General features: G+C 44.3%; 18 protein-coding genes. 10 read left to right on the plus strand and 8 right to left on the minus strand.

Annotation, left to right across the window (positions count from 1 at the left end):
- Nucleotides 1-7 precede the first annotated feature (7 nt).
- Genes MHI25_RS18570 through MHI25_RS18580 form a run of 3 tightly spaced genes read right to left on the minus strand, consistent with a single transcriptional unit; the run spans nt 8 to nt 1,966 of the window.
- Nucleotides 8-826, minus strand: coding sequence for a radical SAM protein (locus MHI25_RS18570; RefSeq protein ID WP_339168361.1), 819 nt, complete (start codon nt 824-826; stop codon nt 8-10).
- Nucleotides 823-1,356, minus strand: a complete 534-nt coding sequence (locus MHI25_RS18575) for a methylated-DNA--[protein]-cysteine S-methyltransferase (RefSeq protein ID WP_340393904.1) — start codon at nt 1,354-1,356, stop codon at nt 823-825. The genes MHI25_RS18570 and MHI25_RS18575 overlap by 4 nt, the downstream gene beginning before the upstream one ends.
- Nucleotides 1,346-1,966 (minus strand): bifunctional transcriptional activator/DNA repair enzyme AdaA, encoded by a 621-nt coding sequence (locus MHI25_RS18580; protein WP_076217828.1) that lies wholly within the window; start codon nt 1,964-1,966, stop codon nt 1,346-1,348. Before MHI25_RS18580 ends, MHI25_RS18575 begins: the two co-directional genes overlap by 11 nt.
- A gap of 58 nt (nt 1,967-2,024) precedes the next feature.
- On the opposite strand from MHI25_RS18580, the gene MHI25_RS18585 reads away from it, so the two are divergent.
- Together MHI25_RS18585 and MHI25_RS18590 are read left to right on the plus strand one after the other, a co-directional pair.
- Nucleotides 2,025-2,156: a hypothetical protein gene (locus MHI25_RS18585; protein WP_256716016.1), complete on the plus strand. Its 132-nt coding sequence runs from the start codon at nt 2,025-2,027 to the stop codon at nt 2,154-2,156.
- Between the two features lie 23 nt (nt 2,157-2,179).
- Nucleotides 2,180-2,722: a MerR family transcriptional regulator gene (locus tag MHI25_RS18590; protein WP_076182537.1), complete on the plus strand. Its 543-nt coding sequence runs from the start codon at nt 2,180-2,182 to the stop codon at nt 2,720-2,722.
- A gap of 148 nt (nt 2,723-2,870) precedes the next feature.
- Here MHI25_RS18590 and aspA read toward each other — a convergent pair whose 3' ends face one another.
- Complete coding sequence (gene aspA, locus MHI25_RS18595; RefSeq protein WP_094903409.1) at nt 2,871-4,301, minus strand: aspartate ammonia-lyase; 1,431 nt, start codon at nt 4,299-4,301, stop codon at nt 2,871-2,873.
- A gap of 393 nt (nt 4,302-4,694) precedes the next feature.
- Nucleotides 4,695-6,371, minus strand: a complete 1,677-nt coding sequence (locus tag MHI25_RS18600) for a hypothetical protein (protein ID WP_340393907.1) — start codon at nt 6,369-6,371, stop codon at nt 4,695-4,697.
- A gap of 229 nt (nt 6,372-6,600) precedes the next feature.
- Here MHI25_RS18600 and kduI point away from each other — a divergent pair, with 229 nt between their 5' ends.
- The 3 genes from kduI to kduD are packed head-to-tail and all read left to right on the plus strand — an operon-like array spanning nt 6,601 to nt 9,023.
- Complete coding sequence (gene kduI / locus MHI25_RS18605) at nt 6,601-7,434, plus strand: 5-dehydro-4-deoxy-D-glucuronate isomerase (protein WP_036688322.1); 834 nt, start codon at nt 6,601-6,603, stop codon at nt 7,432-7,434.
- Nucleotides 7,435-7,468: 34 nt separating this feature from the next.
- Nucleotides 7,469-8,224, plus strand: coding sequence for a DeoR/GlpR family DNA-binding transcription regulator (locus MHI25_RS18610; protein WP_076129821.1), 756 nt, complete (start codon nt 7,469-7,471; stop codon nt 8,222-8,224).
- Nucleotides 8,225-8,267: 43 nt separating this feature from the next.
- Entirely contained in the window at nt 8,268-9,023 is a 756-nt protein-coding gene (gene kduD / locus MHI25_RS18615) for a 2-dehydro-3-deoxy-D-gluconate 5-dehydrogenase KduD (RefSeq protein ID WP_036688326.1), read from the plus strand.
- Between the two features lie 311 nt (nt 9,024-9,334).
- On the opposite strand, the gene MHI25_RS18620 is transcribed toward kduD, so the two are convergent.
- A complete protein-coding gene (locus tag MHI25_RS18620; protein WP_076182543.1) occupies nt 9,335-9,775 on the minus strand; it encodes a hypothetical protein in 441 nt (146 codons plus the stop codon).
- Nucleotides 9,776-9,777: 2 nt separating this feature from the next.
- The gene (locus MHI25_RS18625; RefSeq protein WP_076217831.1) at nt 9,778-10,302 is read right to left on the minus strand and encodes a hypothetical protein; all 525 of its coding nucleotides are present in this window, start codon (nt 10,300-10,302) and stop codon (nt 9,778-9,780) included.
- 142 nt (nt 10,303-10,444) lie between these two features.
- Between MHI25_RS18625 and MHI25_RS18630 the strand changes: the two genes are divergently transcribed.
- The gene (locus tag MHI25_RS18630) at nt 10,445-11,095 is read left to right on the plus strand and encodes an NUDIX domain-containing protein (protein ID WP_340393910.1); all 651 of its coding nucleotides are present in this window, start codon (nt 10,445-10,447) and stop codon (nt 11,093-11,095) included.
- Complete coding sequence (locus MHI25_RS18635; protein WP_076182551.1) at nt 11,092-11,637, plus strand: GNAT family N-acetyltransferase; 546 nt, start codon at nt 11,092-11,094, stop codon at nt 11,635-11,637. Before MHI25_RS18630 ends, MHI25_RS18635 begins: the two co-directional genes overlap by 4 nt.
- A 49-nt stretch (nt 11,638-11,686) precedes the next feature.
- Here the strand turns inward: MHI25_RS18635 and MHI25_RS18640 are convergent, their stop codons facing one another.
- Nucleotides 11,687-13,762 carry a beta-galactosidase gene (locus MHI25_RS18640; protein ID WP_340393912.1) on the minus strand — a complete coding sequence of 692 codons (2,076 nt, stop codon included), beginning with the start codon at nt 13,760-13,762 and terminating at the stop codon, nt 11,687-11,689.
- A 155-nt stretch (nt 13,763-13,917) separates the two neighbouring features.
- On the opposite strand from MHI25_RS18640, the gene MHI25_RS18645 reads away from it, so the two are divergent.
- The 3 genes from MHI25_RS18645 (at nt 13,918) to MHI25_RS18655 (ending at nt 16,771) form a co-directional block, all read left to right on the plus strand.
- A complete protein-coding gene (locus MHI25_RS18645) occupies nt 13,918-14,823 on the plus strand; it encodes an AraC family transcriptional regulator (protein WP_254847677.1) in 906 nt (301 codons plus the stop codon).
- 68 nt (nt 14,824-14,891) lie between these two features.
- Nucleotides 14,892-15,764, plus strand: a complete 873-nt coding sequence (locus tag MHI25_RS18650; protein ID WP_340393915.1) for a glycoside hydrolase family 43 protein — start codon at nt 14,892-14,894, stop codon at nt 15,762-15,764.
- A 20-nt stretch (nt 15,765-15,784) separates the two neighbouring features.
- On the plus strand, nt 15,785-16,771 hold the full coding sequence (locus MHI25_RS18655; protein WP_340393917.1) for a phosphotransferase: 987 nt from the start codon (nt 15,785-15,787) through the stop codon (nt 16,769-16,771).
- The last annotated feature ends 152 nt before the right edge of the window (nt 16,772-16,923 follow it).

A 16,923-nucleotide genomic window follows, 5' to 3' on the forward strand; every position in this document is an offset into this window, starting at 1 on the left:
TTTCAGATTAAGGCTCGAACCCCTTCTGGCTCAAGAATAGCTCCTCTTCGGAAAAAACTTGCTGAAGTCCTTCATACACTCTGCGATATGCTGCAGGATCATACCAATCTTCCAGTTGCAGCTCTTCATATAGGGAATAAATCCCTAATCTCCGTGTGCGTTTGCCGCCGCTGCCGTCGCCCATAAAATAGTCATCCACACAGACTCTATCCACCAAAGCCCTTAAGGTTGCTGGAAAAGTTGGACTGCTTGGCAGTACTGGCGCTATAGTAGCTTGAATGGGGATGCCAGCTTCACGTAGAAGCTGTAACGTCTTCAGTCTTGCAGCAATGGGAGGAGCGCTTGGTGTGAATTTTTGGCGAATATCTTCACAGTCTGTTTCTACAGTTATACTTACACGAACCTTATCCTCTAAACGTAATAATAAATCTATATCTCTGCGAACCAGCGGACTACGCGTCTGCACGAATAGGAAATCGGGCGGATCTTGAACCATAACCTCCAGTAAAGATCTCGTCACCTCTTCCTTGTGCTCTACCGGTTGATAGGGATCTGTGCTTGACGACATAAAAATAGAGACGGGACCTTTCGCCTTCGCTTTGTGCAGTTCTTTTTGTAATATTGCAGCCGCTTCTTGTTTAACATCTACCCACGTCCCCCACTCCTCTTTGCGGAACAGCGAGACAGGCATCTGGCGTACATAACAATAGGAACAGCCATAAGTGCAGCCCGTATATGGATTTAAGGAATGACTGTAGCCTGACAGATAACCTGTTCCTTTATTCAGCAAGGTTTTTGGGGAGGTGTAATTGGACTCTATTTTCATATATCTGCTGTATACTCTCCTCTCTCCAACTGAAGTAGCTTGGTCTTCATATCCAAACCACCCCGGTATCCTGTTAATGTCCCATTCTTACCAATAACCCGGTGGCAGGGCACCGTAATCAGAATCGGATTCGCGCCAATGGCAGTCCCTACCGCGCGCACCGCAGCTGGTTTTTGAATATGTGTGGCAATATCCGAATAGGACCAGGTTTGTCCATATGGAATTTCACATAACGCTTTCCACACCGCAAGCTGAAATGGAGTTCCCTGATAATCAAAAGGAATGCCGAAGCTCTGCCGGTTCCCTTGCAAATATTCACTAAGCTCCCTCACATAAGGCGCCATCTTCTCATCGTTCTGCACCAGTTCACTCCCCGGAAAACGACGTCTAACCCATTCGCTTAATTCCTCAAAGGGTTGCTGCTGCGAACCCACATAACTTAAACCCTTCTCTGTGGCTGCAATATAAAAACTCCAGTCCTTATCGGTTAATAATGTCCAGTATAGAATAGCATTTGTTTTATTCTCCATGATTCGGTCCCTCCAAATTAAAATCAGAAGCCAACGTTACTTTCTGTTTGTTAAGCTGACGAAACTGTGTGGGCGTATACCCTGTTTTTTTCTTATATAAAGTAATAAAATACGATGTATTGGGCAGACCCACGCGCAATGCAATCTCAGCAACTGCCTGCTCTGTAGTAAGCAAATACTCAGATGCCTTAGCGATTCTCTTTTGCTGTATATAATCCACGGGAGTGATTCCTGTTACTTTCTTAAAGGTTCGATGTAAATGATAAGGACTGCCATGACATACCTCAGCTAACGTTTCAAGGGTGAGGGGGGCCATATAATTATGATCAATGTACTCCGTCATCACAGCTACCCATTCCTTATCAGGAAGACGCTCACCTGTCGGTTTACATCTTTTGCAAGGACGAAATCCGGCTGCCAGCGCTTGTTCAGCATTCTGAAAAACACAAGCATTCTCCCGATTGGGTGCTTTGGATTTGCAGGAGGGTCGACAAAAAATTCCTGTAGTCTTCACCGCATAAAAAAATATGTCGTTATAAGCAACATCGTTTTGCAAAATAGCCTGCCATTGCTCCTCAGTCATTTGTTCCTCATCTTCAATCCTGTTCATCGCCTTCACCTCTAATGCAATTATACCCCTGAGCAGGCTCATCTGTACTCAATTTGGAATGGAAAAGCAAGATAGTGAAATCCAAAAGGGTGAGATTGCTCGTAATTACACTTTGTTTAGCGAATACGCACTACCTTTGTCAACCGTGCAGGGAGCCGCTGCTGGACAACGAATATTACTCATAACATGACTACGTGAACTGGAGGAATCGAAATGGATATTCTAAAAACAAAAGATGCCGCAGAGCTGCTGTCAGTTAGTCTAACCACAATTAAACGTTGGGCTGCCATGTTCCCTGATTTTTTTCCAAAAGACCGATTTGGCCATTATGTTTTCTCGGAGCAGCAAATCGACCTGCTCAATCATATTAAAGACCGTATTAATCACGGAGAGGCCTTGGAATGTATACAACTCACACTCACGAATGAGCAGCAAATTTCCACATCACAACAGGAAAATCCACTACAGCACACAGATGCTGAGCCTATGAAGGATATCTTGTCTCGCATCAACAATGTTGAACGTGCACTCGATCAAAAAGCCGATGAAGTAGTATTAATCCAACTGCTCCAGCAGCGTGAGGAGCTTGAGGACCTACGAATAATGATCAAGCAAATCGCGGCATCAATAGAACCGTTGCAAGTGTCTAACGGCAAACCGCTCACCTCTTATGAAAATTCCCAGTCCACTGCCACTACCAGACTAACGGCTCCGCCAAGAAAACGCGGCCTGTTACGTTCTTTATTTTTCTTTTAAGCCTGAAATGTAAAAAAAGAACCTACTTCAGACAATCGCGAAGTAGATTCATATAAATTAAAAACATATTTAAGCTCTCCCCCTGTCACCCTAAACGGTGGCGGGGGTTTTCTTTTTCCAAGCAAAAAGCTCACTCCTCCGGAACATCCTACTCTTTATGCAATAAAGCTGCTCCTGCAATTCCCGGGTGTGTCATTTCGTATGGGTCCAGAATCAGATTAAGCTCTTCTTCGGTCAGCACATTATATTTAATGCACAATTCCCGTACAGATTCCCCAGTCAAAATCGCCTCTCTAGCGATCCGCGATACCACTTCATACCCCAGATGCGGGTTCACAGCCGTAATGATTCCGACACTCCGCTCCACATCCCGCTCAAGCTTCTCCTTATTGGCTTCAATCCCAGCCAGACAGAAGTCTGTGAAGACTTGGAAGGAATTGTTCATGATGCTGATGGACTGAATAAGATTGAACACAAGCACTGGCTCCATAACATTCAGCTCCAGTTGACCCGCTTGGGAAGCCAGACAGATCGTATGATCGTTCCCTATAACTTGAAAAGCCACCTGATTAATGACCTCTGCCATAACCGGATTAACTTTGCCCGGCATAATTGAAGATCCAGGCTGGCGTGCAGGCAATGAAATCTCATTAAACCCAGTCCGCGGACCGGAGGCCATCAACCGCAGATCATTAGCGATCTTGGACATGTTCATCATGCACACTTTTAGAGCAGCAGACACTTCTGTATAGGCATCCGTATTTTGGGTGGCATCGACGAGATGATCTGCCGTTACGAGCGGCAATTCACTGATCTCAGCTAAGTGCTCTACCACCAATTCAATATAACGAGGATCAGCATTTAATCCTGTACCCACTGCTGTTGCTCCCATATTGACTTCATACAAATGATGGCGTGTATGCTCAATACGTTTGATATCTCTTTCAAGCACTCTGCGATAAGCCTCGAATTCTTGACCCAGACGAATCGGCACTGCATCTTGAAGATGTGTCCGGCCCATTTTTATCACAGGATCGAATTCATCCGCTTTTACCGCAAACACATCATGCATTCTGTGCATCGTTACAAGTAGCTGCTCCAGCAGTGAAAGTGTGGCAATATGAATTGCCGTCGGAAACGCATCATTTGTAGACTGCGCCATATTTACATGTGAATTGGGACTTAAGTGACGATAGTCTCCCTTTTCATGGCCAAGCAGTTCTAAGGCACGGTTAGCAATAACCTCATTCGCATTCATATTTAACGAGGTACCCGCACCACCCTGAATAGGATCTACAATAAATTGCTCATGCCACTGACCCTCGATGATTTCTTCTGCTGCTTTCACTACAACTTCTCCAAGCCCTCTATAGAGACGGCCAACTTCCATATTTGCAAGCGCAGCGGCTTTTTTTACAATCCCCATCGCTTTGATTAACTCTTTGTGAACCCGATAGCCCGTAATAGGAAAGTTCTCGACTGCGCGTAGTGTCTGAATCCCATAATAAGCGTTCTTATCTACCTGTTTACTGCCTAGAAAGTCATTTTCTACACGAAATTCAGTTTCAATCACTGTTATATCCCTCGCATTCATTATGATTAGGTTTATTAGAAAATAAGTAAGCGCAATCATTTCTATCTCACTTAGATATTAACCTTTATTGTGACAAATGTCTCTCAGAAAAATAGGGTTTAATGTAATTAATTACTATTTAGTAACCTGACACCGCTATTCTAAAGGGAAATGTGCTTAGGGAGGATTGAATTACCAAATCGTTAGGTCTAGTTTATCCAGATAAATCGTCGCTCACCCCAATTATAAGTATTTTTGACAAAATCACGTTTACGGATACTTAGGTATCTATTGCGGGCTGTGCAATGGGGCATCTCATCCTTTCATGTAGCTCCTTATTAAAGAAGCCGGCCAAAAAGGCCGACTCGGATTACTATTTATCACAGTAATTGTGTTTTTTTATACTGAATAATGATCTAATGAGATCTGAATTCCATTAAGCTGAGCTTGCGGTAATTCTAACTCCCTACTAATACTCAAAACTAAGCTTTCACCATCCATGTTGGTATAATTCGCTGCTAATACCTCTCCCACTTCGAAATTCCTTTCTTTATGAGCCATAGCTGCGGCAAAAGCCTCTAAACCAATAATACCACATTCGGCAGCTTTCTTAATGCCCAATGCTTCAACGATCACACCGCCCGGCGTCCCTGCGACGGATACCTCTATGAATCTGGACCGTTCCTGCAGCTGGTAAGGGTGAGATAAATAAATAACAAAATACGTCTCACCAACTTGCCCGTACAATGTATACGGCTCTTGTTTCCATTCCCCTTGGGGAAGTACACCTATGATCGTATTCTTCTCACCCTGGGGGATTGGGAATAAAGAAATGATGACATTCTTGTGATAGAGAACCTCCATATAACGGCTTTGATGGCGGGGATCTCCCTCATTGTAGCCTTGTCCCGGGTGGAAGAAATACAGCTGATTTGCGCTTCCCTCTCCACTCACAGGTAACGAAAAAGCCCAGCGAAGCTGCTCATTATCGAATTCCTCAACCCGCTCCCACATCCCGCCTGCTGCAAACTCCTCTGTAATATAAGCATAGGAATGAAGCAAAGGCTGCGGCTGTGGATCCGTTGGGACAACCTTCTGAGTAATCTTCCTTACTTCCACTGGTGTCTGGCGATTCATGGCTGCGGCTAATATTTCATCGGATGCTTGATAGAATAATAAACCGGCATACTCAGTGCGCGGCATCCTCTCAGGCAGCTGGAAATCTCCAAACTGAACATAATCATGAAGTACATTAGCATCGCCGGGAACATCATGCGGCCAGCCTCTAGAATGCGCACCAACCCAAGCGCCACGCAGATAGAATTCAGCTCGTACATTCCATAAATGGTCAAGCATTTCTTTAAGGCTCGTAGTAAGCTCCGTATCCTCAGGCGGGACAAGTTCCAACGCGCAGGTGAATGCCTGCACCCAATGCCAAAACCACGGTAGACTGCCGTATTCCGGCATCCCTTTAGTACGAATATAAGCCAGCGTATCCTTCAGACTCTGCCGGCCATCCTCAAGCAATATTTCATCCGCAAACAGGGTGCCAAAAATCAGCTTAGCAGCTGTATATTTAGCTTCATGATGCCCAAAAGTAACCACCGGCTTACGGTAGAAATCACTGCGATAAATATGTCCAAACGCTGTATTCAGAACTATGCGAAGTTGAGCATTTAATGCTCCTCCGTATCTTTTGCAAAAATACGCCATCAGGTTGCCCATAAGCTCCACTGGTAACTCATGCGGTGACGCATCTCGCGGAACCGGATTCAAACCGAGCGGCCAATGACCGTATAACTCTGTGCCGGGCTGCCGGTTCTGAAGCATTAAGATCTCCAGCAGTACATCCTGTGCTTTCTGTTTCGCTTGCTCACGATCAAAAGGCAGCTCAAAAGAATCATCAACAGCCGCTGCAAAAAGATACGAAGCATAATAAAAGTTATTTCGCACATCATCATGGAACCAGAGTCCACTTTCCAATAAAGGGCGTTGCTCTGCTTCCAGTGCTATATTAAAAATAATTTCTTGCTGACGTTCCTTAAAAGTACTCTGGATATTTTTCAACCCCGGCATTACTTTTCAACCTCCATCATTTCAGTTTTATATCATCTTCCGTCATTCATGAAAATCGAGCATAATAGCTCTATTGTGCACACTTTCCGTTCATTTTGCAATTGGAAAAACCAATAAATAAACATAAATAAACGAAATAAAAAAGATTAGTACTTGTAAAATGAACATAAATGGACTAAAGTGTACCTATACGAACGATAATATGTACACAAAGGAGATTGAACATTCAATGGAAAGACGTTTCGCATCCCATCCTAATGAAGTAAAACAATTTGACACTGAGCGCCTCCGTAAGGAATTCCACATTCCCGTTATTTTTGCTCCTGATGAGCTAAAGCTTGTCCTAACCCATGAAGATCGTATGATCGTTGGTGGAGCTAATCCTGTAAAAGAAGAGGTTGCGCTAACTACTGACCTTAAAGAACTTGGGGTTACTTATTTCTTGGAACGCCGTGAACTGGGCATCATCAATGTCGGTGGTAAAGGCTCCGTGGTTGTAGATGGCACAGAATATGAAGTGGATTTCAAAGAATGTCTTTATGTAGGTCAAGGCTCTAAAGATGTAGTCTTCAAAAGTGCAGACGCTTCCAAGCCTGCTAAATTCTATTTGAATTCTGCTCCTGCCCATCAGTCCTACCCTACTACCAAAACCACACTGGCCGATTCTGAATCCGGTGCGATGGGTGGTCTGGAGAACTCTAACGAGCGGACAATCCACCGCTTCATTCACACAAATGGTGTGCAAAGTGCCCAACTGGTTATGGGTATGACCCAACTGAAACCAGGCAGCATGTGGAACACCATGCCAGCACATACCCATCCACGCCGGATGGAAGCCTATTTCTATTTTGATCTTCCGGACGATTCCGTTGTGTTCCACCTGATGGGAGAACCTGACGAAACCCGCCATATCGTAATGCATAACGAACAAGCTGTTATTTCTCCAAGCTGGTCCATCCACAGTGGTGTCGGCACTCATAACTATACTTTTATCTGGAGTATGGCTGGCGATAATAAAAGATATGATGATATGGACCCCGTATCCATGAAAGAATTACAATAGAGATAAATCAACTACGGAAAGATGAGGCAGGCGGATGAACCCGATACGACGACACGAGATGATTATGGAAGTTATGCTGAACCAAAAAGATGTAACGGTGAATGAACTGAGCGATAAGCTTCAGGTTACTGGAAAAACAATACGCGAGGATTTAAGCAGGCTGGAGGAACAAGGGCTGATCGTACGTGTACATGGCGGAGCTGTGCTGGCACAAAGCGACCAGTTTGGTATTTTGCCCTCCAAGGATCCGCTGGATAAATACTCTGACGAGAAGACGGAGATTGCCTTGCGTGCGCTTGCTCATATTGAACCGGACGATATTATCGCTCTTGACGGCGGTAGCACTACGCTTGAAATTGCTCGGCGTCTGGACAATATGCCACTAACGGTAGTCACCAATGATGTATACATCATCAGCGAACTGGTTCCCAAAGATAACATCCGTCTGGTCGTTCCCGGTGGTTATCGTGTCCGTAATATGTTGGCTGGTCCTGAAGCCGTCTCCTATGTACAAAAGCTTAATATTCAAAAAGCATTCCTTTCATCGACTGCTATTCATATAGAGCATGGGCTCTCCATTTATACCGGAGATTTAATTGAGTTCAAGCAAGCCCTTGTATCTACAGCCCGTAAGGTATTCGCGGTTGTAGATCATCATAAATTCGGCCATACTGCACTGCGTACCTTTGCTTCCCTACAAGAAGTTGACGTGATTCTGACGGACAAAGGGCTCTCCCCCGAAACGGCAGATCAGTTCCGCAGTGCAGGCGTTACCATTGAATGCGGGTAAACCCGGAATAACAATCCATTTACAATAAAGGGGCGTAATTTATATGTCATCATTATTCAGCTTGGCAGGTAAAACAGCTATTGTAACAGGCGCAGCTCAAGGTCTTGGACAAGGAATCGCGCTTGCATTTGCAGAAGCCGGTGCAGACGTTGCATCTGTCTCCCTTAATTCGAGTGAAGAAACTGTAAATGCAGCAAAAGCTTTTGGAGTAAAAGCAGTTAGTATCGAATCTGACTTAAGTGATCACAGCAAGCTGCAAAGCACTTTTGACCAAGCGCTAGAGCTGACCGGACATGTTGACATTCTCGTAAACTGCGCAGGAATGATCCGCCGTGCACCGGCAAAAGATCATAGTGAAAAAGACTGGTTTGATGTCATCAATTTGAACCTGAACACAGTTTTCCTTCTGTCGCAAATCGCAGGCCGCCACTTCCTGGAAAGAGGATCCGGCAAAATCATTAACATCGCCTCCATGCTCTCCTATCAAGGCGGAATCAATGTCCCTGGTTACACTGCGAGTAAACACGGGGTTGCGGGTCTTACTAAAGCTTTTGCCAATGAATGGGCAGGCTCCGGTCTGAACATCAATGCAATTGCACCAGGCTATATGGCTACTGAAAATACCGCTCCAATCCGTGCCGACCAAAGTCGTTCGGACTCTATCTTAGACCGTATCCCTGCAGCACGTTGGGGAACGCCTGATGACGTTAAAGGCCCTGCTGTATTCTTGGCTTCCGCAGCATCTGACTACTTGAACGGTCACGTTCTTAATGTGGATGGCGGATGGATGGCTAGATAATCCATACAAAAAAGGGGGTCCCATAGGGGCTCCCATTTTTTGTGTGGATATGAAGCACTATCGGACTCAACTGAACAATCTGCACACGCAGTAGCTAAAGGACTCAGCTGACCTTATACACCGTTTTATCCGCTATTTGGATAGCTATCGGACCTCATAGCCGCTATTGGCGCAAAAAACACCAATTATAAGCTCTTTCATGAGCAATAGCGACGTTGGAGTCCGAAAACCTGCTCAAAAGGCGATAAATTCGCAAATAGGGGCATCTGGGTCCGAAAATCTCAGTATCAGTGGTTGTGGATCGTTCTGCATCATTTAAATAAGCTTGCAATGGAATTCACATCAAAATCACTAGTCATTCTAAAGTTTCCCGAATTGTATTTATCCTTCTTATCAAGATCCGTCACATACAGGAAGTTAGTATCCGTAAGATTCATGCCAAACCTCAAGCTGTTATTTACAATAATACTTATCCAGTAGGTCTCCGTAGATTTGTCCAAAGCACTACTTCTTCTCAATTTTACATCTGAAAAAGCATAAATGATCTTTTCAATTTCCTTCGGATCTTCAATCACTACCTTTTCATCCACTAAAGATTTCTCAATCTCGATTGAGGTGATTTCAGTTTCATCGATTTGATCCAACACTAAATTCTCAAATGAATTATAACTATGGTAGAGATTAATGATTACAGGGATTTCGATTAATAAAAAAATGAGTACGAGAAATACATAACGTTTCTTCATATTCATAATTATGAACACCCTATTTCTACAAACTCCTCTGGATGAGTGCGAATATAATTGCCGATAATTCTATGCGTATTTGGTGTCAGGTTCTTATATCGTTCGAATAACTCACTAATTACTTCTAACAGCTGAGGGTCTCGATCCAAATCCGTGATGGCCGCATCCGCCCACTCTTTACCCAGTCGATGATTTCTTTCCTCGAGAAATGTCTTTGTTTCCTGAAGCAAAAGAATCATGGGTGAATCGTCAAAAAATCGTATGCCTCCTATCACCCCTGTCCAATACCCTGGCAGGTCTTGCATGTAGGAAATCCAAGCATAATATTCCCCTTCGGAATTACAGCTGTGACCATATAGCACTCTGAACATGCATAAGGCTTGTTGCCCCTCTGTGAGCTTCGAGATCACTTCTGATTTGGTCGATGGCGATTTTCCGCGAATCAGCTGAAAGGTAGGCTCCATACAGGCCCATCCTAACCTTTCATCACTTAAAGTGTCCAAGTCTTCCCGCTTCATGGCTACTAAATTCATTTAACTCCTCCTTTGATTAACATCCAAAAATATACATATATTTCTTAACGATGTCAATAAAAATCACTTGGGGACATTAAGTAATTCGATCGTTTTTATGATAGGCTTTAAGCAGTAGATATTTTCACAAAGGAGCTTTTCTATGCATAATGAGATACTTACTATATTTGATGAAGCGGGTCACCGAATCGGTACAGCTCCACGGGCAGAAGTACATCGGTTAGGACATTGGCACGAGACCTTCCACTGCTGGTTTATAAGCAAAACCCAAGAAATCCCCTATATTTATTTACAGCTTCGTAGTGAGCAGAAACAAGATTATGCAGGATTGCTGGACATCACGGCCGCTGGACATTTGCTGACACACGAAACGGTAGAGGACGGGATTCGCGAGGTCCAAGAAGAACTCGGTTTGGAGCTAGCTTTTGATGAGCTGATTCCCTTAGCTACAATTCCTTACAGTATGATCAAAGAAAATCTTATCGATAAAGAACGAGCGCATGTTTTTGTTTATAACAATCCTTATCCTCTGGACGATTTTAAGCTGCAAGAAGAAGAGGTTGCAGGAATAGTTATCACAAGGTTTGCGGACTTCCGAAGCTTTTGGCAGGGAGAAATACATAGTCTACAAATCAATGGTTTCAAAGTGGATTCAAACGGACAAAAAATCAACATTCAACAAAGTGTGGATCGGACTCATTTTGTGCCTCATGAAGCAGCTTATTTCACTCGGATCATTGAGGGCATCGAAGCAATAATTCTAACATCACCCATCGTCACGGAGGACATATGATCATTAATCCTCAAACATTTACAGTGAATGGAATCCAATACAGCATTAGATCTGCTGCCTCTAAAGACGCTAAAGTGTTATCTGAATTAAGGGTGCGGATCGATGGAGAAACCGAGAATTTAGATCGGGAACCAGGCGAAGCCTTTATTGACGAAAAAGGATTTGAACAGCTTATTCAAGCCGATTCTGAGAAAAATAATAACCTTTTTCTAGTCGCAGTAGTTGATAATCAAATCGTTGCGTTCTCCAGATGCGAAGGTTATCCCTTAAAAAGATTTGCTCATAAAGTAGAATTTGGAGTATGTGTGCTGCAGGATTATTGGGGATATGGTATTGGAAAAAATCTTCTCGCCGAATCGATTGCCTGGGCTGACACTAATGGTATTCAAAAGATCACCCTAAATGTGCTGGAAACGAACACCAACGCTATTAAGCTATATCAAAAGCTTGGCTTTGAAATTGAAGGGATTTTAAAGAAAGATAAACTTCTATCGGACGGCAAATTGTATAACACCATTATGATGGGAAGAGTTAAGAACTGATTCTATTCAAAAAAAAGGCAGAACCTGAAACTCAGGTCCTGCCTTTTTATTATACTAATGCTTTACGCTTCAACATCGCAAGTCCATTCACCGCTAGATTCAATAGGGCCGGAGCTGAAAGACCTGTTTCCAAGTCTGTGTATTCCGCTCCATCCAGCTCTACCGTTTGCGGACTGCCGCTGAAATTTTGCACAAAAACATAATCACTTTCGCCATCTGTGCGAAGTTGTGCAGTCACACCTGCTGGAAGCTCACTATCCATCGCACGGGTAATTCCTGCCTTAGATGTGATCGCTGCGTATAGCTCAACATAGAACGAAGTGTCTTTCACACGGGTAGCAAGATGGTACGCATTTCCTTCACCAAAACGATTGACTGTAAGCGCTGGACGGCCCGCATAGAAATCGTTGCGATAATGCCCCAAAGCCTCTGCACCTTCCAAATGAATCAGCTCGGCTATCTCATGCGCATCGTAGTCACCGCTTAGCTTAAGTTTATTACCTACCTCCATTACTAACCCGTTCAGATCACGGCTGTGCAGCCCTTCTGTCTCCTCTGCCCAAATCCCCAGTGTTCTGCGCAGTGGACCAGGGAATCCTCCCAGATGACATAAATCCGTTTCGTTAACTACTCCTGACCAATAGGTTGCGAGGAAAGTGCCGCCTTGCTCCACATATTTCTCAATGCGCTTTCCATTCTCTTCACTAATCAGGTATAACATAGGGGCAACAACCAGCTTGTAGGCAGACAGATCATCTCCAGAGCCTACAATATCAACTGGAATGCCCAGCTCCCAAAGTGCACGATAATGCTGTAGCACCGTCTCCTCATAACGTAATCCGGAATTACGGATGCCTTGCGCATCCTTTATCGCCCAGCGGTTGTCCCAATCGAAAATAATCGCCGTCTGCGCCGGAGTGGACGTACCCACTACTTCCGTCATTCCCGCCAGCGTCTTTCCTACTTCCGCTACATCTTGGAATACTCGAGTCTCGGAGTGGCCACTGTGGTCTACAACTGCGCCGTGGAACTTCTCACTTGATCCGCGGCTTTTGCGCCATTGAAAATACTGCACAGAATCCGAACCATGCGCTACCGCTTGCAAGGAAGACAGCTTGTGCATTCCGGGACGTTTCAGCTTACTGACCGATTGCCAGTTCGTAAGGGATGGCGTGCTTTCCATCAGCAGGAACGGTTTCTTTTTAAAAGAGCGCATTAAGTCGTAGTGCATCGCCGTCCATGCTGCCAATCTAGTATCGTCACCGTCTTCGGTATAATGCCAGTCTGGATAAGCGTCCCATGAGACCACATCCAGGATTTTGGCCAGCTCGCGGTAATCAATGCCATCGATCATATGCATATTCGTCGTGATAGGCAGCTCTGGATTGTAAGGACGAACCGTATTGATCTCGTGCTGGCAGAAATCAATTGTCCGTTCACTAACAAAACGCCGCCAGTCAAGATTCAAGCCGTGTACTTGTGTCTCACCATGTGGAGCTGGGGATTCAATCTGTGACCATGAAGTGTAGGTATGGCTCCAAAAAGTAGCCCACCAAGCATGATTCACCTCATCCAAACTGTTATTATATTTCACTTTCAGCCATTCTCTAAAAGCATCCTGGCAGAGCTCGCAGTGACACTCCCCACCGAACTCATTCGAAATATGCCAACCGATAATGGCTGGATGCTGGCTGTACCGTTCCGCTAACTTTGCATTCAGAATTGCAGTTTTCTCCCGGTACACTGGTGAGGTAAAGCAATGGTTATGACGGAAGCCATGCAAATTGTGAACACGGTTACGCTCCACTCTTAAGACTTCTGGATATTTTTGCGACATCCATGCTGGGCGGGCACCACTTGGCGTTGCCAAGATAGCGTAAATCCCATTCTCTGCAAAAGAATCAAGTACACCATCCAACCATTCGAAAGTGAACACACCCTCTTCAGGTTCAAGAGATACCCACGAAAAAATGCCTACGGACATGACATTGCAGCCCGCCAGCTTCATTAATCGGATATCCTCACGCAATACTTCCGGATATTTCAGCCATTGTTCAGGATTATAATCAGCACCGTGCAGCATAACACCAGCTTTTCTGCTTATCGGGGAATGTTTTTTATTCATTGTGTACGATCATCCTCTCAATTCTGCCCATTTATAGAATGGGACTATTCTCTGATGATAGGCTAGAAGCGTAAGCTATCTTATTCAGGAATCATCATTTATACTATTTATAATATAAGAAAATTCATTTCAATCAGTAGGAATATAGTCTCGAAGTGATAGCACAAAATGAAGATGAGGTGATAAACCTGCTGCCTTTTTCTCTGATTGAATTACCGCGCGACTCTGGAACGTTGCCCCTATCCCCCTACTCTGTAGGTCGCCATATCCAATTCCATCATGTGCGCCCAGCAGGATTTCCTGTGTATCAAATCTTTTTAATCCGGACCGGAACCGGGTTATTTCGTGATCTGGAAAGTGGCACAGAAATCATACTGGAACCGGGGATGGCTTTTGCCTTCCCGCCCGATCGTGGTCATGAATATTATCCTACCTCTCATGAACCGTGGCATGTTGGCTTTATCGGCTTTCAAGGCAGTCAAGCTCATGGATTGCTGGAAGCGCTTGAACTGCTCCCTTCTGTTCCTTATCGAACGGATCGTTTTGAACAATGCTGGGAAGAAATCGGCCAAATCTGGCATACGGTGAATTCTCCTGCCCCCAATCGGCAGGACGAGATGTGGATGCAAGAGTTGTCTATCACACTCTATAGACTGCTCTTGATGCTGCGCCCTGCCAAGAGTTCAGAAGTCTCCGGTAATCGTCTAGCCTTCGAGTCGGTCCGAAATGAAGCCCTAACTACAGCCGTCGGGCTGATCAACGAACATTACACAGAACCGCTTCTGATCTCCAATCTTGCAGCAGCAGTCGGGTACTCTGTGCAGCATTTCCAGCGTTTATTTGTGCAGGAATATGGGGTCACTCCGCATAAGTATTTGCAGAATCTGCGGCTGGAGCGGGCGCTGCAATTAATGACGGAGGATGTGGAGATTCCCGTTCAAGATATAGCGCTTCAGCTGGGCATGGAGACTAATTATTTTATACGTGTCTTCCGAAAAAACTACGGCTGTACACCCGGAGTAATGAAAATACGTTTGCTACAAGACGAGCAAATGAAGTAACGCTTCCAAGCCTAAAGAAGATATTGTAAAATTAAGCAGATGATAGCTTGTAAATTGGGGGCACCTTAATGAAAACATTATCTGATATTAACTTTAGAGATCCCTATATCCTATCTGTTCCTGAACTTGGTCAATATTATTTATTTGGCACAGATGGCCTAACAGCTTGGAGTGGCGCACCTCACGGCTTCGATGTATATATCAGCTCAGATCTTCAGGAATGGTCCGGGCCCATTGCTGCTTTTCGTCCAGATACTGATTTTTGGGCTGATCATCATTTCTGGGCACCAGAGGTTCACCGCTACAACGGAAAATATTATATGTTCGCTTCTTTTAAAAGACATGGCGTTCCACGGGGGACACAAATATTAAGCGCGGAAACACCTGAGGGTCCTTATCTCCCTATCAGCAATCATCCGATTACCCCTGCTTCTTGGGAGTGCCTTGACGGAACGTTATATGTAGATAAAGAAGACAAACCTTGGATGATCTTTTGCCGTGAATGGATTGAAGTGACGGATGGAGAAATGTATGCCGTTCGGCTGAAGGAGGATTTAAGTGCTACTATTGGCGAACCTATGCTGCTTTTCCAGGCTTCACAAGCTCCTTGGACGGTAGGCGGCAAAGAAGGGCAATACGTAACTGACGGTCCTTTTATGCATCAGACTAGCAGTGGTGAGCTGCTTATGTTGTGGTCTAGCAGTGGAGCTAGTGGTTATGCCATGGGTATAACCCGATCCGTCAGCGGTGACATTAGTGGACCTTGGCAACATGATCCTGAGCCTCTTTATGCCAAAGATGGCGGACATGGAATGTTGTTTCGTGATTTGACGGGCAGACTTATGCTGGCCATTCATGCCCCAAATCTCAACCCACAAGAACGGCCGCTGCTTATTGAGGTCCAGGAAAGCTCCAGAACGATTTCGATAAAATCATTGTAGTGTAGAACGGAGTAGAACCCTTGGAACAAAAGATTAAGTCCTTATTTAATGACCAGATTGTAAGTGCTGCCTGCACGAAATACGGTATCCCCATAGATGAGCTAAGCTTCATTGGCGGATTTCAAAATTTTGTTTATGAATATCAACTTAGCAATCATCAATATATTCTAAGATTTACTCATAGCTCGCTGCGCAGTATGGAATTGTTAACGGCTGAACTTGAATGGATTCTATACCTGGCAGATCATGGCGTTTCCGTATCAAGACCCGTAGGTTCTCTTCTGGGTAATCTAGTTGAGCAAATAGAGATTGGTGATTCATGCTTTATGGTATCTTCCTTTGAAAAAGCACAAGGGAAACGAATAGGTTACCCAGACTGCCTGAAGGATCTAGACCTCTATGAGCAGTGTGGCATGATCACTGGACAAATGCACAGATTAGCAAAATCTTATAAACCACAGTCCAAAAGACATGCGTGGCATCAGAACTACTACCTACAGAATGTAACCAGGTTTATTCCTCCATCCCAAAGTGGCGTTTTGGAAAGCTGTAAGGCGCTTATGAATCGGCTAAAGCATCTCGACGCTGAAATAAATACCTATGGTCTCATCCATGGGGATATCAATGTAGGCAACTTTTTGGTCGACAATGGTAAGCTGACTTTGTTTGATTTTGATGAAGCTCAGTACAGCTGGTTTGTAGAAGATATCGCCATTCAACTGTATTATCTAGTCTACGTTTACGGGGATGATAGTATGGAGGACAGGCAGCTTCAATGTCAGCGTTTTATGGAGCATTTTCTGAAAGGCTACGTTAAAGAGAACAGGATTTCAGAAAATGAGCTGAAGTTAATTCCTCTTTTTCTTCGATTAAGAGAGATTATTGTTTATACGGGGATGTACCGGAGTTTTGATATGTCTAACCTAGATGATTGGACCAAGGATTATTTAACGCAGAGTAAGGCGAGAATCGAGAATGGCGTATCCATCATTGAATCTTATTTCTGAACAAACATCCAAAGTGTTTCATATGATGTGTCTCTCTTACAAAACCCACAGCTATCACTGTGGGTTTTGTGTTTTTTAAACAAGTCCATTTTTGCTTTTAAGAGGTTGATATGCCGTTACTCTATCCTAACTTGGACATATCGTATTATGAG

Origin of the sequence: Paenibacillus sp. FSL E2-0177, assembly GCF_037992975.1 — a bacterium.
In the GTDB taxonomy this organism is placed as follows: Bacteria; Bacillota; Bacilli; order Paenibacillales; family Paenibacillaceae; genus Paenibacillus_AQ; species Paenibacillus_AQ odorifer.